The organism is Streptomyces sp. TLI_171 (assembly GCF_003610255.1).
GTDB lineage: Bacteria > Actinomycetota > Actinomycetes > Streptomycetales > Streptomycetaceae > Kitasatospora.
In genome coordinates this window covers 2807896-2827965 of the sequence record NZ_RAPS01000001.1, presented here as the reverse complement: position 1 = coordinate 2827965, position 20070 = coordinate 2807896, and the positions used below count along the sequence as shown (strand labels likewise).

The 20070-nt window shown below is 74.3% G+C and carries 19 protein-coding genes; 13 read left to right on the top strand and 6 right to left on the bottom strand.

Annotated elements, in window-relative coordinates:
• Position 1: 1 nt before the first annotated feature.
• Together BX266_RS12835 and BX266_RS12830 are read left to right on the top strand one after the other, a co-directional pair.
• Positions 2-1375 carry a HAMP domain-containing sensor histidine kinase gene (locus tag BX266_RS12835; protein WP_099907788.1) on the top strand — a complete coding sequence of 458 codons (1374 nt, stop codon included), beginning with the start codon at positions 2-4 and terminating at the stop codon, positions 1373-1375.
• A gap of 360 nt (positions 1376-1735) precedes the next feature.
• On the top strand, positions 1736-3148 hold the full coding sequence (locus tag BX266_RS12830; protein WP_099899473.1) for a glycosyltransferase 87 family protein: 1413 nt from the start codon (positions 1736-1738) through the stop codon (positions 3146-3148).
• A 124-nt stretch (positions 3149-3272) separates the two neighbouring features.
• On the opposite strand, the gene BX266_RS12825 is transcribed toward BX266_RS12830, so the two are convergent.
• Positions 3273-3692, bottom strand: coding sequence for an SsgA family sporulation/cell division regulator (locus BX266_RS12825; protein ID WP_099907786.1), 420 nt, complete (start codon positions 3690-3692; stop codon positions 3273-3275).
• A 418-nt stretch (positions 3693-4110) separates the two neighbouring features.
• On the opposite strand from BX266_RS12825, the gene BX266_RS12820 reads away from it, so the two are divergent.
• Both BX266_RS12820 and BX266_RS12815 read left to right on the top strand, forming a co-directional pair.
• The gene (locus BX266_RS12820) at positions 4111-5907 is read left to right on the top strand and encodes an RDD family protein (protein WP_099899471.1); all 1797 of its coding nucleotides are present in this window, start codon (positions 4111-4113) and stop codon (positions 5905-5907) included.
• Between the two features lie 100 nt (positions 5908-6007).
• Positions 6008-6688 (top strand): RDD family protein, encoded by a 681-nt coding sequence (locus BX266_RS12815; RefSeq protein ID WP_099899469.1) that lies wholly within the window; start codon positions 6008-6010, stop codon positions 6686-6688.
• A gap of 116 nt (positions 6689-6804) precedes the next feature.
• Here the strand turns inward: BX266_RS12815 and BX266_RS12810 are convergent, their stop codons facing one another.
• On the bottom strand, positions 6805-7149 hold the full coding sequence (locus BX266_RS12810; RefSeq protein WP_143686918.1) for a hypothetical protein: 345 nt from the start codon (positions 7147-7149) through the stop codon (positions 6805-6807).
• A gap of 354 nt (positions 7150-7503) precedes the next feature.
• On the opposite strand from BX266_RS12810, the gene BX266_RS12805 reads away from it, so the two are divergent.
• From BX266_RS12805 to BX266_RS12780, 6 genes are all read left to right on the top strand, one after another.
• On the top strand, positions 7504-8193 hold the full coding sequence (locus BX266_RS12805; protein WP_099899464.1) for an endonuclease V: 690 nt from the start codon (positions 7504-7506) through the stop codon (positions 8191-8193).
• A gap of 140 nt (positions 8194-8333) precedes the next feature.
• Positions 8334-8774 (top strand): hypothetical protein, encoded by a 441-nt coding sequence (locus BX266_RS12800; RefSeq protein ID WP_099899462.1) that lies wholly within the window; start codon positions 8334-8336, stop codon positions 8772-8774.
• A gap of 48 nt (positions 8775-8822) precedes the next feature.
• Positions 8823-10226: a WXG100 family type VII secretion target gene (locus BX266_RS39915; RefSeq protein ID WP_107490718.1), complete on the top strand. Its 1404-nt coding sequence runs from the start codon at positions 8823-8825 to the stop codon at positions 10224-10226.
• A gap of 92 nt (positions 10227-10318) precedes the next feature.
• Positions 10319-11716, top strand: coding sequence for a S8 family serine peptidase (locus BX266_RS12790; RefSeq protein WP_259464679.1), 1398 nt, complete (start codon positions 10319-10321; stop codon positions 11714-11716).
• A gap of 190 nt (positions 11717-11906) precedes the next feature.
• The gene (locus tag BX266_RS12785; RefSeq protein ID WP_099899458.1) at positions 11907-12086 is read left to right on the top strand and encodes a hypothetical protein; all 180 of its coding nucleotides are present in this window, start codon (positions 11907-11909) and stop codon (positions 12084-12086) included.
• A 40-nt stretch (positions 12087-12126) separates the two neighbouring features.
• The gene (locus tag BX266_RS12780; RefSeq protein ID WP_259464678.1) at positions 12127-12591 is read left to right on the top strand and encodes an HIT family protein; all 465 of its coding nucleotides are present in this window, start codon (positions 12127-12129) and stop codon (positions 12589-12591) included.
• A 141-nt stretch (positions 12592-12732) separates the two neighbouring features.
• On the opposite strand, the gene BX266_RS12775 is transcribed toward BX266_RS12780, so the two are convergent.
• Positions 12733-13689: a lytic transglycosylase domain-containing protein gene (locus tag BX266_RS12775; protein ID WP_099899454.1), complete on the bottom strand. Its 957-nt coding sequence runs from the start codon at positions 13687-13689 to the stop codon at positions 12733-12735.
• A 210-nt stretch (positions 13690-13899) separates the two neighbouring features.
• On the opposite strand from BX266_RS12775, the gene BX266_RS12770 reads away from it, so the two are divergent.
• On the top strand, positions 13900-14439 hold the full coding sequence (locus tag BX266_RS12770; RefSeq protein WP_099899452.1) for a DinB family protein: 540 nt from the start codon (positions 13900-13902) through the stop codon (positions 14437-14439).
• 7 nt (positions 14440-14446) lie between these two features.
• Here the strand turns inward: BX266_RS12770 and BX266_RS12765 are convergent, their stop codons facing one another.
• Entirely contained in the window at positions 14447-15622 is a 1176-nt protein-coding gene (locus BX266_RS12765) for a DUF2332 domain-containing protein (RefSeq protein WP_099899450.1), read from the bottom strand.
• 257 nt (positions 15623-15879) lie between these two features.
• Entirely contained in the window at positions 15880-16266 is a 387-nt protein-coding gene (locus BX266_RS12760; protein ID WP_099899448.1) for a hypothetical protein, read from the bottom strand.
• 306 nt (positions 16267-16572) lie between these two features.
• Between BX266_RS12760 and BX266_RS12755 the strand changes: the two genes are divergently transcribed.
• Positions 16573-17703 (top strand): cation diffusion facilitator family transporter, encoded by a 1131-nt coding sequence (locus BX266_RS12755; RefSeq protein ID WP_099899446.1) that lies wholly within the window; start codon positions 16573-16575, stop codon positions 17701-17703.
• Positions 17704-18227: 524 nt separating this feature from the next.
• Here BX266_RS12755 and BX266_RS12750 read toward each other — a convergent pair.
• Positions 18228-18710, bottom strand: a complete 483-nt coding sequence (locus BX266_RS12750; protein ID WP_099899444.1) for a hypothetical protein — start codon at positions 18708-18710, stop codon at positions 18228-18230.
• Positions 18711-19027: 317 nt separating this feature from the next.
• Between BX266_RS12750 and BX266_RS12745 the strand changes: the two genes are divergently transcribed.
• Positions 19028-20056, top strand: a complete 1029-nt coding sequence (locus BX266_RS12745; protein WP_099899442.1) for a hypothetical protein — start codon at positions 19028-19030, stop codon at positions 20054-20056.
• Positions 20057-20070: the final 14 nt, after the last annotated feature.

Sequence of the window (20070 nt, the reverse complement as noted above, 5' to 3'; positions counted from 1 at the left end):
GCTGCGCTGGGCGATGGTCAAGGCCGCCATCGCCGGCACCGTCATGGTCGCGCTGGCGTTCCTCATCCCGCTCGGCCTGATGGTCCAGCAGACCGCCCGCGACCGGGCGTTCACCGCCTCCGAACGGCAGGCCGCCGCACTCGGCCCCGCCCTGGCCATCACCACCGACCAGGACGCCATCGCCCGCGCCCTGGCCTCCACCGACGCCGGCGCCCAGGAACGCCTCGCCGTCCACCTGCCCGGCGGCACCGTGGTCGGCCGCGCCCGGGTCGACGCCGCCCAGCTCACCACCGCCGAGGACCAGGGCCGGGCCGGCACCGTCCGCGCCCCCGGCGGATACGCGCTGCTCCAGCCGGTCGCCGTCGACAGCGGCCGGGTCGCCGTCGTCGAGGTCTACGTGCCCGACGCGGATCTCTCGCGCGGCGTCGGCACCGCCTGGCTGGTGCTCTCCGGCGTCGCGCTCGCCCTCGTCGCGGTCTCCGTCGCGGTCGCCGACCGGATGGGCACCCGGATCATCCGCTCCGCCCGCCGCCTCGCCACCGCCGCCCGCTCGCTCGGCTCCGGCAACCTCACCGTCCGGGTCCCGGTCGAAGGACCCGAGGCGGCAGGCGCACCCGAGGAGCTGCGCGAGGCCGCCTACGCGTTCAACGCGATGGCCGACCGGGTGGTGCACCTGCTGGCCGCCGAACGGGAACTCGCCGCCGACCTGTCCCACCGGCTGCGCACCCCGCTCACCGTGCTCCGGCTGAACGCCGCCGCGCTCGGCGAGGGCGACGCCGCCGACGCCACCCGGCACGCCGTCGCCCAGCTCGAACGCGAGGTCGACCAGATCATCCGGACCGCCCGCCGCGACCCGGTGGACGCCCCGCCGGTCGTCCTCGGCTGCGACGCCGTCGAGGTGATCCGCGAACGCGTCGCGTTCTGGTCCGCGCTCGCCGAGGACGAGGGCCGCCCCTGGCGGCTGGCCGGTGACGAAGCACCCGCGCCCGTCCCCGTGCAGCGCGGCGACCTCGCCGCCGCCGTCGACGCGCTGCTCGGCAACGTCTTCCGGCACACCGCCGTCGGCACCGCCTTCGCCGTCGACGTGGTGGCCGGCGAGGACGCGGTGATCGTCCTCGTCGGCGACGGCGGCCCCGGCTTCACCGACCCCGCCCCGGCCATCCGCCGGGGCGCCGGGCACGGCGGCGAAGGCTCCACCGGCCTCGGCCTGGACATCGTCCGCAAGCTCGCCGAAGGCACCGGCGGCGAGGTCTCGCTCGGCCGCTCCGCCGTCCTCGGCGGAGCCGAGATCGCCCTGCGGCTCAACACCCGCACCGAAGTGGAACTGCCGCGGCAGCAACGCCGCCGGCCCGGCCGACTGAGCCGCAAGGACTGACGGACCGATGCCGACACTGGAGCTGTTACCGCGGGGGCGACAGCTGAGTGTCGCTCCTCTCCCTTAAATACGTCCTAAGCGCCGGCCAATGCTGCCTCATGACACCCCGGCCCGGCCGATCCGGCCCGCCGCCCCGGCTAGGGTCGGCCTCGACGCGTCCCGTACGGCCTCGCCCACCACGAAGCTCGTCCCGACCACCTGCGGTCGTCCCGGGTCCGGGCCGCCGACCGACCGCCCTGCTCGGCGGCCGGCCGGCCCCAGGAGGGGAGCCCGGGACGACCGCGACCGGTGGCGCATCCGGACAGGTCGGGTAGTGTCGGCTGCTGGCCCAGCGCAGGTCGACGGCGGACGGAGCAACAAGTGACCACGGTGCAAGCGGAACGCGCCACGCCACCCGAAGGCCCCGGGCGTCCCCCCGCCGCCGCCTGGCGCCGCACCGTCACCGCCCCGGCCCGACAACTGGCCGCCGTCGCCGACGCGCTGCGCACCGCCCCCCGGCGGCCGCTGCTGCTGGCCGGCGCGCTCGCCCTGGTGTCCTTGCTCGCGTACGCGCTGGTCCGGCACGCCGTCGGCACCTCGATGGTCGACATGATCGTCTACCGGGCCGAGGGCGAAGCCGTCGCGAACGGCCACGACCTGTACGCGCTGCGGGTCACCCAGTGGAACCTGCCCGCCACCTACCCGCCGTTCGCCGCGATGCTGTTCGTACCGACCACCTGGTTCGGCATCCCCTTCCTGCGGGTCGCCATCACCGCCGGGAACCTGCTGCTGCTCGCCACCCTCGCCCACCTGTCCTTCAAACTGGTCGGCTGGCCCCGCCGCGACCTGCGGCCGATCGGCGTCCTGCTGGTCACCGGACTGGGCGTCTGGCTGGAGCCGGTCTTCACCAACCTGCGCTACGGCCAGATCAACCTCGCCCTGGCCTGCCTGATCCTCTGGGACCTCACCCGCCCCGACAGCGCCCGCAGCAAGGGCCTCGCCATCGGCATCGCCGCCGGCATCAAGCTCACCCCCGGCCTGTTCGCCGTCTACCTGCTGATCACCGGCCGGGTCCGGGCCGCCCTGGTGGCCGGCGCCACCTTCGTCGGCACCTTCCTGATCGGCGCGCTGCTGCTGCCCGACGCCACCCAGGGCTTCTGGACCAAGTACCTGTACGACTCCAGCCGGGTCGGCAGCACCGTCATCGTCGACAACCAGTCCCTGCGCGGACTGATCGCCCGCCTGATGCACACCCCCGACCCCGGGCTGCCCGCCACCGTCCTCGGCGCCCTGGTCGCCGTCGCCGGACTCGCGGTCGCCGTCTGGGCCCACCGCAGTGCCCGCTGGTCGCCGCGCGCCGACGCCTGGAGCGTGTGCACCGCGCTGGTCACCGCCGTGCTGATCTCCCCGATCAGCTGGACCCACCACTGGGTGTGGTGCGTGCCGGTGCTCGTCCTGCTCGCCGCCGAGGCCGCGCACGAGCGGTCCCGCCCCGCCGCCGTCCGGCGGCTGCGCTGGCGGGTCATCTTCGCCCTGACGCTGCTCGGCTTCCTGTCCTTCGCGATGTGGATCGTCCCGCACAAGGGCGAACTCGACCTCACCCTGCCCTGGTACAGCCAGTTCCCCGCGGGCGTCTACCCCCTGCTCGGCCTCTGCTTCCTGGCCGTCGCCGCCCTCCGGGTCCGCTCCCGGCGGCGGGCCGCCGGCGCCCCACTGGTCCGCGTCCCCGCACCGCGCAGCGGCGTCGACGGGCTCGGCAGCACCGGCCCCCAGAAGGCCCCCGCGGCCCGCTGAGCACCGGCCCGTCCGGCCCGCTCCACCTCCGCCGGCCGCCCCGCCCGCCCGGGACGTCCCGACGGCGGGCGCTCCGGCGGACGTCCCGGCGGGCGGGTCGGCCCCGCCACCGCCGTGCGCCCGCTCACGCCAGCAGCTCGGCGAGTGAACCGTCCAGGTCCATCGCCTCCAGCTCCGCGCCCGGCGGCACCAGCCGGTGCGCCCGCTCCAGCCAGGCCGCCACCGTCGGCAGCGGCGCCTCCAGCAGGGCGTCGCCCGCCGGCGAGCTCAGCGCCATGCACAGCAGGCTGCGCCGCCCCGACCGGGTCGGCCAGATCCGCACGTCGCCCTGGCCGCACGGCCGGAACGTCCCCTCGACCAGCAGCTCCCGGGCGAACACCCAGGTCACCGGCGTCCCGCTGTCCAGGTGGAAGGTCACGTACACCGCGAACGGGTCGTGGCTGCCGTACGACAGCCGCGCCGCCACCGGGACGCTGCGCTCCGGCGACAGCACCAGGTTCAGCTCCAGCTCCTGCTCCACCACTCCGGTCGACTGTCCGGCCACGGCCACTCACCCTCTCCGCTCCGCGGGCCGCCGATCGGCCCCGCAGCCGGAGAGAGGAGGTGCACCGCATACTCTTACACGGGTTCGCGGAGAACTTTCGGGAGAACTTTTTGCCGCCCTGCCGCAGAACCTTTTCCCCGCTGCCCCGGTTGTTCCCGGCGGGGACTCCGGACAGCCCGGCCGCTCCGGGACGGCGCGGCCGCCCCGGAGCCGTCCGGAAACCGTCGCGGACGCACCGGCCGTACCACGAGACACCGCCCGTTTCACGAGTTCCGCCGAACCCGGCGGACCGGGCCGCTCCGAGTACTACCCTTTGTGACTGCCCGGCGACTCTCCGCCCGCGGCTCCCCCACGCACGTCCGCACCCACGCACGTCCGCCCACCTGCACGCCGCGGTGCCGGTACGAAGGAAGACGCAATGACGGACCGGCCCTCCACCGCAGGCCCGATGCACGGCGCGCCCGTGGCCGGAGACGCCGGAGCCCCCGGCTACTACCCCGACCCGTCGGTGCCCGGTTTCGTCCGCTTCTGGGCCGGCCACGCCTGGGTCCCCGGCACCAGTCGCCCCGCCCCCGCGGCGGGCGAGCACCTCGAACCCCCGCGCTTCGTCGCCCGCTACCTCAGCCCGCCTCCCTACAGCGTCCCGCCCGGCCTCGTCCCCGCCGCGCCCGCCGCCCCGCTGGTCGACACCGGCCCCGTCTACCTCGACGAGACCGGCGCGCAGACCGCGTTCACCATGTCCGAGCCCCCCGAGTACCCCGTCTTCCCCGCGCCGGGCGAGGGGCTCCCCGGCGAGCTGGAGATCCGCCCCCGCACGGAGATGGCCCCGCTGCGCCCCGTTGACCAGACCCCGTGGGCGGTCGCCGGCAACGGGCTCCAGCCGGTCACCGCCGAGTCCTGGGCGACCGCCGCCGCGCTGCGCCCCGGCCTGCCCGAGGGCGCCCTCGTCGTGCCCCGCAACGGCAGCGGCGCCGGCAGCGCCAACGGCGGTGGTCGTGGGGAGTGGCGGGAGGTCGAGGCCGCCGCCCGACCGCTGGAGCTGCCCGCGCCCGCGCCTGCGCCTGCGCATGCCGCCGAGGAGGCCGCGCCGCCCACGCCACGGGTCGCCCAGCCGCTCGACGGGACGCCCTGGCACGGGGCGGACGGCGGCTCGCCCTGGCACGGGGCGGACGGCGGCACGGTCGGCCTGGCCGCCGGGCCCGGCGCGCTGTACGAGCCGGTGGCCGGGCCCGCGGAGCCGCCCGCCGACTCGGGCTGGCGGGCGGACCCGCGGGCGCAACGCGGGCTGATGGAGACCGGCGGCGCGCCGCGCTGGGTCTCCTGGGGCGTCGAACCGCCGGCCGCGGCCGCCCCCGTGACGGAAGCGGTCGGAACGGCGGAGACGCCTGACGCGCCGTCGGCGTCCGAGCCGACAGTGTCCGCGCCGTCGGCGTCCGAGCCGACAGTGTCCGCGCCGGCCGGGAAGCGCCCTGGCCGGGACCCGCGCGCGGCGCACGTCGCGGCCGAGCGGGTGCGCCCGCCGCGCCCGGAACCGGAGCCCGAGTCGGCATCCGTACCGGCTTCGGCGTCGAAGGAGGGGTCGAGGACGGCGTCGTCGCCGGAATCGGAGTCCCGGGGCGGGCCGGGGGAGCAGCGCCGGGCCCGCCCCGGGGCGGCGGCTCGGGGGGAGCGGGCCGGGGCCCGGTCCGGGACGCGGGCGCGGCGGGCTGCGGCTCCGGCGTCCGTTCCCGCGGGTGTCGGGGCGCGGGCGCTGGCCTGGCTGGTGGACGGGGCGGTGTGGGCGGTGGTCGGTGCGGCCGTCGCGGTGCCGCTGGCGGGGGCGGTGGTGACGCACGTCCAGCGGAAGATCGACCAGGCGGCACTGGTAGCCAGGCTGACGGGCCGTCAGCACCAGGTGTGGCTGCTGGACGGGGTGGTGCTGGGCCGGCTGGGCGTGCTGCTCGGGGTCCTGGTGGTGTTCGGCCTGCTGTACCAGGTGCTGCCGATCGCCCGGACCGGTCAGACCTTCGGCAAGCGGCTGGCCCGCATCCGGGTGGTGGCGGCGGACGGCGCCCGGCCGCCCGGGTTCGGCCGTTCGCTGCTGCGCTGGCTGGTGCGCGGCCTGGGCACCGTCCTGCTGCTGGGCCCGGCGGTCGCACTGCTGGACCGTTCCGCCCGGCGGGCCTGGCACGACCGGGTGGCCCGCACCCGGGTGGTCCGGGCCGAGCGCGGCTGAGGGGCCGTCAAGCCGACCCGTTCACCCGAAGACCGGCAAAACGGACAGAAACGGCCCGAATATCCCAACATCGTAGTATTTGCGATGTTCTACTCGTCGCATGAGCAGCTACGACCCCTCTGGTACCGAGCCGGGGGAGGGCGACAAGCCGTCCTTCGACAAGCAGCCCCCGTCGTCGTCGGGCAGCCCGTACGACTCCCCGCCCGGCTACGGTGGCCAGTACGGTGCACCGGCCGGATCGGGCTCCCCCTACGACAACCCGCCGCCCGGCTACGGCCCCCCGCCCGGCGAGACCCCGCCCCCCGGCGACCCCTACGGATCCCCGTACGGCACCCCCGGCCCGGGCCCGGTCCCCGGAATGCCCCCGCTCGGCGGCTGGGGCGCCCGCATCGTCGCCAAGGTGCTCGACTGGATCCTGGTGCAGGCGGTCGCCATCGTGGTGCTCCTCCCGTTCGCCAACTTCGGCAAGCAGGACGGCTGGGTCGGCTCGGCCTGGCTCGGCTACCTGCTCTTCCTGGTCTACGAGGGTCTGATGTTCAGCCGGGACGGCCAGACCCTCGGCAAGAAGCTGATGAAGGTCCGGGTCGCCATGCTGGCCGACGGCTCCTCGCCCACCCCCGGCGCCGCCTGGACCCGGGCCTCGGTCTTCGTCGTCCCCGCGCTGATCTGCTGCGGCGGCCTCTGGTGGCCCGTCGACGGCCTGTTCGGCGTCTTCGACAAGCCCTACCGCCAGTGCATCCACGACAAGGGGGCCAAGACCGTGGTGGTGTCCACCGCCTGACGGCCTGTTGGACCTCTCCGGACGGCCTGTTCGACCTCTGTGGGCCCCGGGCGCGCGGCAGCGATCGACCTGCCGCGGGCCCGGGAGTCTCTGCGTTCGCCGGAGCCCGGCGGACGCTAGCGGGCCTGGTGCGCGTACACCGGCTGCGCGGCCGAGGCCGGCACGGGCGGGGCCGGTGCGGGCGCACCGGGCGCGGTCGGTTCGGGCACCGCGGGGGACGGGCGGCGGCGGGCCGCGACCGAGGTCAGCAGCACGGTCGACAGCAGCCCGAGCGCGACGGCGAACGCCACCAGCACCGCGATCCGCCACACCCCCAGCTCCCCGGACACGGCCAGCAACGCCACCGCGGAGCCCGCCGCGATCAGCGTGCCGGCGCACAACTGCGCGGCGCCGGGCCGGTTCCTTGCCCCGGACCAGGCGGCCCGGGAGGCAGCGGCACGGGACGAGGCGGCACGAGTCACGGCGGCGAGGCGCGGCATGGCGGTCAACCCTTCGCGCGGGGGAACGCGGGCGGAAGTTCGGTCAGCAGGCGCGGCGCGAGGGCCGTGCACGGGGTCGCCCCCGCTGCGGTCCGGGCCCGGGTCCAGGTTCTGGTGCTGGTGCTGGTTCAGCTTCGGGTTCAGCGTCGTTCTCGGTAAGTACAGCCTAACCGCTGGAAGTTGACCTACTCCGGGGCACAGGGGGCGCACAGGCTCACTCCGCGGCAGCGCACCACCGCTCCCGCTGCCGCGCGCGCGCCCGATAGCGTGCGTACGGAGAACACCGGGACGGCCACCGCCCGCCCGCCCCCCGCGTCCGACCCACCCGGAGCCGCCGTGACCGTCCCCGCTGACTGGCCCACCACCGCCGAGGCCGCCCGCGCCGAACAGGAACGCCTGCGCCCGCTCGTCGTCCCCGAAGGCCCCGAACCCCCACGCCGCCCCGGCACCCTGATCGCCGGCGTCGACGTCGCCTACGACGACGAACGCGACGTGGTCGCCGCCGCGGCCGTCCTCCTCGACTACGCCACCCTCGACGTCGTCGAACAGGCCACCGCCGTCGGCCGGGTCGCCTTCCCCTACGTCCCCGGACTGCTCGCCTTCCGTGAACTCCCCGCCGTCCTCGACGCCCTGTCCCGCCTCACCCGCACCCCCCACCTGGTGGTCTGCGACGGCTACGGACTCGCCCACCCCCGCCGCCTCGGCCTCGCCAGCCACCTCGGCGTCCACACCGGCCTCCCCACCCTCGGCGTCGCCAAGAACCCCTTCACCTTCACCCACGAAACCCCCGGCGACCACCGCGGCGACTGGTCGCCCCTCCTCGACGGCACCGAAACGGTCGGCCGCGCCCTCCGCACCCGCCAGGGCGTCAAACCCGTCTTCCTCTCCACCGGCCACCGCATCGGCCTCCCCGAAGCCACCGCCGTCACCCTCGCCCTCACCCCCTCCTACCGCCTCCCCGAAACCACCCGCCGAGCCGACACCCTCTGCCGCCAGGCCCTCACCGCCGCCACCCCCGCCGCCTGAACCCACCCCCAGCCACCAGGGGGCGTTTTGACGGGCCGTCCCATGTGTTAGACATATGGGTTGGAGCCAACTTTCCAACGGGCCCCAGGCGGTCGAGCGGGCAGTCGAGCGGGCAGCAGGTACGGGGGAGGTACGAATACATGAGCACGAGTGGCAAGGGCTTCCAGGTAGAGGTCGACAGCCTGCGGGCTTTCGCGGCACAAGTCCGCGGCCTGCTCAAGGAGTTCGACGAAGGTGCGGGCACTGCGAAGGTCTACGGGCCGACCGGGATCGGAACAAATGCGTTCGGAACGTTCCCAGAGGCGCAGGCGTTGCACGCCAAGTACACGGACATGCGCGAGGCGTTGAACCGGATCCTCTTCGAGATTCAGGACACCATCGACCAGGTGCAGCAGAACGCCGACCACACCGCGACGAACTACGAGGAGCAGGAGCGGAACACCCGCCAGCGCATGTCCCTCGCGCACGACGGTTGGTCCGCGACCTGGGACCAGGCCTCGTTGGACCGCGCAAACACCGGCCCGACGCAGGCGACGCCGACTCAGAGCCGGCCGACGGACGGCGCGAGGCCGCAATGGTGACGAGCCGTATGACCGAGGAACTGGCAGGGCCCGGCGAGGGAGGCAACCGTGAGTGAGTTCACCAGTTTCACCGACTACAGTCACGGCCAAATGCGCTCCATGGTCCAGGCCATGGACTCCGGTGCGGTCATGGCGGCAGCTGACCCATGGCGGCGGGCCACTGACACGCTGAAGCAGATCCGGACAGCGTTGAACACTGCCGCTGCCGATGCGACCGACTCCTGGCAGGGCTCCACCAGCGATGCGTTCTACACGCGCATGACCTCGCTCGCCAACAACGTCAACAACGCAGCCGCTTATGCGAATGATGCTGCTGGTGCGCTGCAGATGATGTCCGAGGCGATCGACAAGGCCAAGCGTGACATGCCCGAGGAGCCGGGCTTCTGGGACAAGGCTGGAGACTCGCTGGGTGACTTCGCGCAGCAGTCGGTGGGGATCAACACCGAGGAGTCCCGCACCTCGATCGCCGACACCCGGAAGCAGGAAGCGGTCGGGGTGATGGAGGTGCTGGCTACCAGCTACCGCAGCGCGACCAACTACCTCCAGGTACCCACCTGGGGCCGCCGCGGCGACGAACGGGAACTCACCCCGCCGGACAACGGCGGGGCCTCCGCTCTTGGCGCGCTGATCGCGGGCGCTGGAATGGGCCTTGCTCAGAGCAGCGCCGGAACGGGCGGCTCGTCCGGGTCGAAGGTCTCCGGGCAGCGCACGGTGACGAGCAGCACGCCGAAGGCGCCGAAGGTCCAGCCGACGGTGGTCCGTCCGACCGATGCGGGCATCTCCGGCGGTACGGCCAATGCGCTTCCGCAGCCGAAGGGGCCGGGGACCGGAATCGACGGCGTCCAGGGCGGGACTGTCATCCGCGGTGGTGCCGGGCAGATCGGCGGCACGAGCGGTGCCGGCGCGGTGCACGGCCCGTCGGGCGGCGGTGGGTTCGGGCTGACCAGCGGTGGCAGCGCTGCCGGTCTGGGCGGCCACGGTGAGATCGGCATGGGCGGCGGCACCGGTATCGGCGGCAGCCGCGCGGGCTTCAGCGGCAACAGCGTGTCGAAGGCCGGGACGTTCGGGGCCGGCGGCATGGGCGGCAGTGGTGGCCTGGGCGGCGGAGCCGGTGAGGGTGGTGCCGGCGGCGGCGCGGGCGGACGCGCCGGGCGCGGTCTGACCGGCAAGGCCGGCGGCGTGGTGGGCGAGTCGACCCACGCCGCTTCCGGTGGCCGGGCGTTCAGCGAAGGCGGGTCCGGCATCGGCCGGAGCCGTTTCGGCCAGGGCGGCGGAGCCGGCCAGGCCGGCGGTCCCGGGCAGGCCGGTGCCGGTCACGGCGGCGGAATGGCCGGCCACGGCCAGGCGGGCAAGAAGGACAAGAAGCGCGGGAAGGACCGCCCGGACTACCTCGTCGAGGACGAGGAAACCTGGGCGTCCGGCAACCACGTCAACCCGGACGTGGTGGAATGACGTTCGGCCAGTAGAACAGTCGAACACGACCGGCCGTCCCGCAGATCTGATGGTCTGTGGGGCGGCCGCTTCAACGAGTGGGGTGACGAGGCTTGACGACCAGCCGATCCGTGCGCGGTCTGGCCGCGCTCGCTGCGGGAGCCCTGTTGTGGGGCGTCAGCGCCGGGCCCGCCGCCGCGGACGAGAACCGCGAGGCACAGTGGGCCCTCAAGAACTACGGTGCGGCCTCGCGGGTTTGGCCGATCAGTCAGGGCGACGGCGTGATCGTTGCGGTCATCGACAGCGGCGTCAACGCAGACCACCCGGACCTGGCCGGCCAGGTTCTCCCGGGCCTCGACCTCACCGGTGGCGGCGGGGACGGACGTACCGACACCGACGGCCACGGGACCGGCATGGCGAGCAACATCGCTGCGCACGGGCATGGTGACAACGCTGGTGTGATGGGGCTGGCTCCCAAGGCGAAGATCCTCCCGATCAAGATCGAGCTCCAGCAGTCCGGCGGATTCGACACCAAGGGCAACACGGACGTCAGCAAGGGCATTCGCTTTGCGGTCGACCATGGTGCCAAGGTCATCAACATGTCGATCGGCGGCGGAAGCACGACTGACACCGGACTTCGTGAGGCGGTCGACTACGCCGTGAAGAAGGACGTTGTTCTCGTGGCGTCCTCAGGCAACACGCCCGGTCTGGCGGTCGAATTTCCGGCCGGGTACGCGGGAGTCGTCGCGGTGTCGGGCGTGGTCGAATCAGGCGACGTCTGGCCGAAGTCGACGACAGGTCCGCAGGTGACGCTGGCGGCACCGGCCGAGAAGATCCGCCACGCCAGCCGTGGGCAAGGCTATGCCGAGGGCACTGGTACCTCGGACGCGACGTCCTTCGTCTCTGCCATCGCAGCCCTCGTCCGCTCGAAGTACCCGAACCTGTCGGCCGGCCAGGTCATCAACCGGATGATCAAGAGCGCCGTGCAGCCGGACGGCAAGGGGCCCTTCCCGAACGACAAGTACGGCTACGGCATTGCCACCCCGGCGGGTGCGCTGGCGGCCAACCCGGCGGTGGACAACGGGCCGAAGGAGAATCCGCTGCTCAACCGCGCGGAGCCGAACGGCAACATGCCGGGAGGGTCCGCTACGGCCTCCACTCCTGCTCAGGCGCCCCCGTCCGGTGGTAGCACGGCGCCGCAGGCGAGCAGTGACTCCGGGAGTGGCAGCGGCATGCTGATCGGGATCGGCGGCGCCGTCCTGGCGGTCCTCGTCGTCGTGCTGATCATCGTCCTGGTCCGCCGCTCCAAGAACGGCGGCGGTGGCGGCAGCGGGGGCCCTGGCGGCCCCGGCGGGCCGGCGGGGCCCGGTGGTGGCCCGGGTGGGCCGGCGTACGGCTACGCGCCGCCCCAGCAGCCGGGTGCGTACGGCCAGCAGCAGCCGTACCCGCCCCAGGGGCAGTATCAGCCGCAGCAGCCGCCGCCGGCCGGGGGGAACCCGTACCAGCGGTGACGCACAGAGCAACTGACGGCCCCTCATGACGACAGCGTCGTGGGGGGCCGTTCGCGTGTCCGGGGGTGGGCGACACGCCCTCGGACGGCGGTAGGTGTTCGTGCGGGGCGGGGGCGGTGGGGTAGGAGATGGCGGTGTTCGGTCGTCTAGTGCCCGGAGGGCGGTTGTCGTGGTGCGGTGGAAGCGTGCGGTGCTGGGGTTGGTCGTGGCGGTGGCGGGTGTGACCGGTGCGGCGGGGAGCGCGGTGGCGGAGGGGGTGCAGAACGAGCAGCAGGCGGCGGTGTGTTCGCACCTGCTGGGGTCGTTCCTGCCGGGCCTGGTGCCGACGTCGTCGGTGTGTTCGGTGAACGTGGTGGGGCAGCCGGGCTGATGCCGGTGCGGTGGGGGGCGTGGGCCCGTAGGGTCAGCGGGTGAGCAGTGGAGTGGCGGGGGAGTGCTACGCGTGTGCCAGGGAGGCGGAGTTCGCGCGGTTGCCGCGGTTCCAGCGGATCGCGGCGGACGCGCACTGGCGGGTGGTGCACGCGGTGGACTGCGCGTTGCCGGGGTGGCTGGTGCTGCTGCCCCGGCGGCACGTGGAGTCGATGGCGGAGCTGAGCGATGACGAGGCGGCGTCGCTGGGGGTGTGGCAGGTCCGGTTGGCGCGGGCGCTGGCGGCCGTGACCGGGTGTGCGAAGGCGTACGTGGCGCAGTTCGGCGAGGCCGCCGGGTTCGCGCACGTGCACTTCCACGTGGTGCCGCGGGACGCGGATCTGCCGCCGGAGCTGCGCGGCCCCAGGGTGTTCGGCCTGCTGCGCGCGGGCGAGCGCGCGGTGCCCGCGGACCGGATGGACGAGCTCGCCGAGCGGATCGCCGCCGCCCTGCCGGTCGAGCCCTGAACCCTGCCCCGCCCGACCCGCCCGACCCGCCCGACCCGCCCGACCCGCCCGACCCGCCCGCCCCGCCCGACCCCGCGCCCTGAGCCCCGGAAACGTCCGGCGTTCAGGGCGCGCGGCGCGGGGCGCACGGGGTGATACGGGTCAACTCGCGGTGGTCCAGGGCGCCTTGGTCATCAGCGCCTTGACGTTGGCGACGTAGGACGGGTTCGGGATCACCGAGACGCCGACCTCGGCGCCGGTGGTCGGGTCGGTGGAGACGTTGTAGTGGACGTTGCCCGCGCCGGCGTTGTAGGCGGCGATGACCAGGTCGAGCAGCGGGGTCTTGCCGCTCACCGGGTCGGGCGAGAGGTCGTAGTTGCCGCCGAAGCAGGAGTCCCCGTAGTAGGCGACCAGCCAGTCCAGGTACTGGGTGCCGATCTGGACGTTGCCGGCGAGGGTGTTCACGTCGGAACTGGTGCCGTACTTGTTGTTCATGGTGGTGGCGGTGCCCGGCATGATCTGCATGGTGCCGATGCCGCCGTCACAGGCCTTGATGGCGGACTGCCAGCCGCTCTCCTGCCAAGCGATGGCCTTGACCAGGGCGAGCGACAGCGGTGGCAGGGTGTCGGTGGTGCGGCCGCCGGACGGGGCGCTGAGGGTGAAGGTGCGGGTGGTGCCGGCGGCGGCGGTGAGCGCGGCGGCGACGTCGGCCTTCGGCAGGTTGGTGCCGGTGTAGGACGGCTTGCAGGAGCTCTGCAGCGGCGGGGTGTGCGGCGGGACGGCCGGCGGCGGTGGCGCGACCGGGCCGGCCTTGGCGACGGGCGCGGGGGCCGCGGTCGGCGGGCGGCTGGTGGCGCGGGTCGGGGTGGCGCTGCGCGAGGGCTTCGCGGTGGCGGAGGCGCTCGCGGACGGCGAGGCGCTGGGCACGGTACTGGGTGGGGCGCTCGCCGGTGCGCTGTCGGTCGGGCCGGGCGTGGCGGGCAGGTCGGACGGCGCGGCGGCCGCCGCGGTGTGATCGTCGGATGGCGCGTTCTTCTTGGCGCAGCCGGCGACCGGGACCAGCACGGCCGCGGCCGAGAGCAGGCACAGCGCGGCGCGCACCGGAGTGCGGATGGTCATGTTCCCCCCGTGGGTGTACGAGCGGCCCGGTCCGCTTGGGGTCGGGCGGGTCGCGAGTAGGCAGCATGCTACGCCGCGCCACCGGGCGGTCCGTCGCGGGGGCGGCCGCGGACGGGCCCGTCGCAACCGCCGATCGGCTGGCGGGATATCGAGGCCCGCTGGCGTTCCTGCCACTGGCCGGAAGGGGACGCGCCGGGCCATCCTGGGTGCATGATCACTCCTGACACCAAGGACTGGACCTGGGTCCTCGAGCGCTCCTGCGCCGACTGCGGTCTCGACACCCCGGCCGTCTCCATCGAGGAGGTGCCGGGCCTGATCCGGGCCAACGCGGCGGCCTGGACCGAGCTGCTGGCGGGCGACCCGGCGGCGCTGGGCGAGCGGCCCAGCGCCGAGGTGTGGTCGGACCTCGAGTACTCCTGCCACGTCCGCGACGTCTTCCGGCTGTTCGACGTGCGGCTGCGGCTGATGCTGACCGAGGACGACCCGCTGTTCGCCAACTGGGACCAGGACGCGACCGCCGTGGCGGAGCGCTACCACGAGCAGGACCCGGCCGTGGTGTCCGTCGAGCTCGCCTCCGCGGCAGATCGGTTGGCGCTCGGCTTCGAGGGCGTGACGGTCGAGCAGCGGCAGCGGACCGGCACGCGCAGCGACGGCGCGCGGTTCACCGTGGAGTCCTTCGCCCAGTACCTGATCCACGACCCGGTGCACCACCTCTTCGACGTCACCGGGCGGCAGCACCGAGCGAGCTGATGCAGCGTCAGGCGACGGTCCAGGCCGGGAGGCCGTGCGGAACCGCCTCGGCGAGCACCGTCTCCGGCTCCTTGCCGAGCCGGGCGGTGAGCAGGAAGCGGTGGGCGTCGCCGACCCGGCGCGGCTCCAGGGCCAGGTGGACGAACGGCGCCGCGGGCCCGGAGTCGGCCGCCAGCCGCTCCAACTCGGCCTCCACCAGCCGCCATTCCTCGGCGGGGACGTACTGCCGCATGATCGAGTGCCAGACCACGGTGAGGGCGCCCTCCGCGAGGTGGACGTCGCGCAGGAACTCGGCCGCGCCGACCGGTTCGACCGGGGCGGGGGTACGGGCGGCCAGCTCCAGCGCCCCGTTCAGCCGTTCCGTGCGCGGGAGTTGGTCGGCCCAGAGGTAGGCGCGCAGGGCCAGCGCGCCGGCCGCGGAGCACGGGTCGATCGGCGTGAGGTCGCAGCCGCGGCGCTCCACCACCCGCTGCAGGGGCGCGTCGGGCAGCCAGGCGGGCGGCTCGCCGCGCCAGGCGTCGGCCAGCACCACGGGAGAGTCCGGCGGCCCGTAGGAGAACCCGGGGGACACGCAACGGAACTGCTCCGCCAGGAGGTTGAGCCCGGCGCTGGAGCCGAGCTCGTACAGCCGCACCGGCAGGCCGGCGGCGACCTGGCCCGTTCCGGGGGCCACCTGGCCCGAGCCGGAGGCCACCGCGTCCGACCCGGCGCCATCCCGGCCGGGCACGGTGGTGTCCGGGCCCGGGCCGGTGGCGCCGAGCCGGTGCTGGGCCCAGGCGAGACCGGTGAGCAGCAGGTTGGCGCGGCCGACCTCGTTGGTCTGCGGCGGCCGGGTCAGCCACTCGCGGACGAACGGCAGCCGGTCGGCGACCGCGGCGCGGAAGGCCGGCCAGGGCGCGTCCGGGTCGGCGGGGTCGAAGTGGCCGCCGACACTGGGATAGTGCGCGGCGAGGTCGGGGGCCCGGCCGGAGAGCACCAAGGCGTGCACGGCGCCGAGCAGGCGGAGCGCGATGGCGTCCGGCCCCGGGGCGTCCTCGTGGCCGGAGATCGCGGCGGCGCACGGTCCGCCCGCGGCCAGGTCCTCGGCGGCCCGGCGCAGCAGCGCGGCGGACAGCGGTGAGCCCAACGCGGCGCAGGCGTCGGCCTGGTGCTGGAACATGGCCACGGCGTGGTCGAACGGCATCCGGGGTCTCCGTCTTCGTCCGTCTTCGGTTGACTGGACGTCATCCTTCGCTGCCCGGAGCCGCGCTGGTAGTGCGGCCCGCGGTGATCTCGCTCACGGGTCCTCCGGGTGCGACCCGTCCGCGCTGTCCCCGCCCCGCGTGCGGGGGCAGGCCCAGGGCGGGCGGTGCGGCGAAGGGGCGTGCGGGCCGGGTCTCGCGCCGGGGCGGGCGCCGAAACGGCCGAGCCCGGCGGGGTCGCCGCAGGGCTCGGGCGGGGTCACCAGTCGGTGGTGCGCCGCCGGTGGGTCTGCCGGAGCTGGCTGGTGATGTTGGCGGTGTCGCCGCCCATCACGTCGGCGATCTCCGGGGTGGCCAGGCCGACCACGTAGTGCAGGATCGCCAGGTCCTCCTCGGCGTCCACGTCGGGACGCAGGCTGCCGGCGCCCACCAGGGCGTGCTGCTCGGTGACGGTGTCGCGGAGGATCTGCCAGGCCACCGCGGCCGGGTTGGGGCTCTCCAGGACGGTGGGCCAGACCCGGGCGAGGGCGTGCAGGGCGAGCCGGACCACCCGGTGGGCGGCGCCGGGCTCCTGGAACCAGACCCGGGCGTAGCTCTGGTACCGGGGTTCGTGCAGCTCGCAGAAGGCGGCGAACTCGACCGACACGTGGGGTAGTTCGGTGGACCGATCAGCGGATGCCGAGCCTGCGGCCGGGATATGACGGTCGGTCACATCAGCTGCCTCTCGATCTGGGTCCGGACGGGGAGCGTCAGCGCTCACTCTAGGCCCTCGGGTGGGTGCTGTGGGTGACAAGTCTGCTGAGATGCCCGGACGCGGGCCCGTTTCGGGCCGTTGTGTGACGCCCCGTCAGCAAACCTTGCCCGCCGCTCGCAGCTGCGAGCGCATCGCACCTGGTCAGAGCCGGTACATCGACAGTGGCTGCAAGGGAGTTGGTGTGCCACCGTAAGCCCTATGGGTGAACGCGGACACGGCGACGGGCCTCACCTTCACGGGCGAATCCCGGGCCACGGGCATGACCACCATCACACATCCGACCGGCCGCACCATCACGGCCGCGAGCATCACGGGCACCACGAGCACCAGAACCACCCGCACGAGCACCACGGTCACGAGCACCACGGCCACGAGCACCGGCCGAGTCCCGCGCACCGCCTGGCCCACCTGCTCCGCCCGCACTCGCACGACGCGGCCGACCGGGTCGACACGGCGCTGGAGTCCTCCGCCGAGGGCCTGCGCACGCTCTGGGTGTCGCTCCTGGTGCTGGGCGCCACCGCCGCCGCGCAGGCGGTGATCGCGGGGCTGTCCGGCTCGGTCGCGCTGCTCGGCGACACCGTGCACAACGTCGCGGACGCGCTGACCGCCGTCCCGCTCGGGGTGGCGTTCCTGCTCGGCCGGCGGGCCGCGAACCGCAGCTACACCTACGGGTACGGGCGGGCCGAGGACCTGGCGGGCGTCGCCGTGGTGCTGGCGGTGGCGGCGTCCTCGCTGCTGGCCGGGTGGACGGCGGTGGACCGGCTGCTCCACCCGCAGCCCGTGGGACACCTCTGGGCGGTCGCGGTCGCGGCGCTCGCCGGGTGCGCGGGCAACGAGTGGGTGGCCCGCTACCGGATCACCACCGGGCGCCGGATCGGCTCGGCAGCGCTGGTCGCCGACGGCCTGCACGCCCGCACCGACGGCCTGACCTCGCTCGCGGTGCTGATCGGGGCGGGCGGCAGCGCGCTCGGCTGGCGCTACGCCGACCCGGTGGTCGGCCTGCTGATCACGGTGGCCATCCTGGCGGTCCTGCGCAGCTCGGTACGCGAGGTGGGCCGCCGGCTGATGGACGCCGTGGACCCGGCCCTGGTCGACGCGGCGGAACGCGAACTCGCCACCGTGGACGGCGTACGCGGGGTGGGCGCGGTGCGCATGCGCTGGATCGGCCACGCCCTGCGCGCCGAGGCCGAGGTGGTGGTCGACCGCACCCTCACCGTGGTGGCCGGCCACCAAGTGGCGGTCGCCGCCGAACGAGCCCTGATCCGAGCAGTCCCCCGGCTCCTCGCCGCCACGGTCCACATCGACCACGCCCCGCCCGGCCCGACCTGACACCCGCAGCCGACCCGCCCGGGACCGCAGTCCATGGGCACCGAAGCCGAGAAGACGTACGGCCGGAGTCGAGAGGCCGACGGCGGAGGTCGGGATGCCGCCGCCCGAAGCGAGTAGCCAACGGCCGAGTCGACCGGGTGACGGCTGAAGCCGAGACGTTGACGTCCGGGCCGAGGGGTCGACGGCCGTGGCCGAGAGGCTCCCGGCTGGAGTGGGGAGACGTACGTCCGAGGCCGACAAGCCCACGGCCGGGGAGACGTACGGCCAAGGCCGACAAGCTCATGGCCGGAGTAGGGAGACGTATGGCCAAGGCCGAGAGGTCCACGGCCGGAGGGGGAAACGTACGGCAGAAGCCCAGAAGCTCGCGGCCGGAGTGGGGATCTCGACGGCCGGAGACGAGCGCTGACTGGCGGTCAGGATCTGACGTTGCGTCAGAAAGCCCGCCAGGGGGGCGCTGAGGCCTCCTGGCGGGCGTCGGAAGGCCGTCAGTGTTGCGGGGTGCCAGCGGGGCGGCAGCGTGGCGGTCAGCGGTCCTCGCGGCCGCCGGCCGGCCACCGCTCGGCGGGGTGGCGGGAGGCCGGGGCGGCAGCGCGGGCGGCAGCGTGCGCGGCGGCGCTCTCCGCGGCGCGGGCCGCGGCCGCCACGCTGTCGGGCTCGCGCCGGGTCTGCTCGGGGATGCCGGCGGCCTGGCGGGCCCGGCCGGTCTCCTCGGCGGCCTCGCGGGCGGCCAGGTAGGCCTGCACCGCGGCGATGCCGTACACGGGCTGGATCAACTGGTGGCCCTTGAAGAAGGGGCGGGCGGGGGCGAACCCGGCAGCGGCCACGAGTTCGCGGATCTCGGTTATCTCTTCCTCGCTGCGCGCCGTGAAACGGACTTCCCAGCCCTTCTTGTACGCACGTCCGTCCTCGCCGCCACGGCGGGCGGGATCCGGTTGGCGGACGTAGCCGGGCAGGCGGCCGAGGCGTAGTCGGGCGGCGCGCTGGGCGGATGAGTCGTCGCGGGGCATGAGCCCGATGGTAGGCAATTCGAGGCGGTGGCCGACGCCAGGGGTGGTCGCGTTGGGTGTGGGGTCGGTCACGCCGGGTCAGATCGCGCAGGTCGACGGCCGGGGATCGGCTGGGTCGCAATGCTGTGTCGATCCGATGAAAATCGGATAGTAGAAAACAAGTCCGATCTAATCCGGCAAAGGAGTGAACGTCCTATCCGCCGAATGGGTGAGGGTATGAGGACTTTAGTGCTGAGCCGTCCCGGTTTGACGACGGTTGGGTAACAGGTCGTCAGGTCGTGGGTCGGCTGTCAGTCGCCGGGGGGAGTGTTGTGGGCATGAGCTACCAGATTCCGCAGCAGCCCGCTTCCCTCGAAGATCTCGCCCGGCTCCAGCAGAACGTGGTGACGGCCAGTCAGTTGCGCGCCCGGGGCGTGCCGGCCCGCCTGGTCAGCGAGCACTGCCGCAGCGGCGGGCCGTGGCAACGGCTGCTGCCGCGGGTCTACCTGCTGCAGGAGAGCGCGCCGACGCCGGAGCAGCGGATGTGGGCGGCGCTGCTGTACGCGGCGCAGAACGGGCGGGCCGAGGACGGCCGGGAGGGTGCGGTGATCACCGGCGCGGCGGCGCTGGCGCTGTACGGCTTCGTGTCGATGCCGCGGCTGCCCGCGGTGCTCGGGGTGGAGGTGCTGGTGCCCCGGCAGCGCCGGCTGCGCGATGCCGGACAGGTCCGGATCCGGCGCACCGAGCGGGAGTTGGAAGCGCGCTCGGTGCACGGGCTGGCGGTCGCCCCGGTGGCCCGGGCGGTGGCGGACGCGATCCGCGAGTGGACCGAGCAGGGCGCGTTCGAGACCGGGCAGGTCGGCCCGGGGCTGCTGCGGGCGGTGCTGCGCGAGGCGGTGGCGGAGCGCGGCGGCGGCTGCGACCCGGCGGAGCTGCTGGCCGAGCTGGTCGAGGCGGAGCTGCTGGTCGAGCCGCGGGTGCGGGCGGCGGTGGACGAACTGCTGGCCGCGCAGCGGGAGTCGGCGTTCGCGAAGCTGCTGGAACTGGTGGTGGACCAGGGCCTGCCGATGCCGCTGACCGGGGCGGAGCTGCGGATGCGTGGCGGCACCTACATCGCGGTGCCGGACCTGTACTGGCCGGAGGCGGCGGTGGCGGTGGAGGTCGACTCCGAGCTGCGCTGCGTCAGCGAGGGCGAGGCGGCCTGGGTGCGCGGCGGCCAGCACCGGATGGAGTACCTGGGTGTGCGGGTGGTGTACGTCGGCTCGTCCCGGCTCGCCGCCGAACGGGAGCTGGTCGGCGGCGAGTTGGCGCAGGCGTACGAGCTCGGCGGCGAGGACGTGGTGGAGCTGGTGGTCACCGAGCGCTGAGCGGGGGAGCGACC

Coding starts and splice junctions, on each gene's coding strand:
- BX266_RS12820 (WP_099899471.1), top strand. CDS start 4,111: ATGACGGACCGGCCCTCCACCGCAGGCCCGATGCACGGCGCGCCCGTG.
- BX266_RS12815 (WP_099899469.1), top strand. CDS start 6,008: ATGAGCAGCTACGACCCCTCTGGTACCGAGCCGGGGGAGGGCGACAAG.
- BX266_RS12800 (WP_099899462.1), top strand. CDS start 8,334: ATGAGCACGAGTGGCAAGGGCTTCCAGGTAGAGGTCGACAGCCTGCGG.
- BX266_RS12775 (WP_099899454.1), bottom strand. CDS start 13,689: ATGACCATCCGCACTCCGGTGCGCGCCGCGCTGTGCCTGCTCTCGGCC.
- BX266_RS12770 (WP_099899452.1), top strand. CDS start 13,900: ATGATCACTCCTGACACCAAGGACTGGACCTGGGTCCTCGAGCGCTCC.
- BX266_RS12765 (WP_099899450.1), bottom strand. CDS start 15,622: ATGCCGTTCGACCACGCCGTGGCCATGTTCCAGCACCAGGCCGACGCC.
- BX266_RS12755 (WP_099899446.1), top strand. CDS start 16,573: ATGGGTGAACGCGGACACGGCGACGGGCCTCACCTTCACGGGCGAATC.
- BX266_RS12750 (WP_099899444.1), bottom strand. CDS start 18,710: ATGCCCCGCGACGACTCATCCGCCCAGCGCGCCGCCCGACTACGCCTC.
- BX266_RS12745 (WP_099899442.1), top strand. CDS start 19,028: ATGAGCTACCAGATTCCGCAGCAGCCCGCTTCCCTCGAAGATCTCGCC.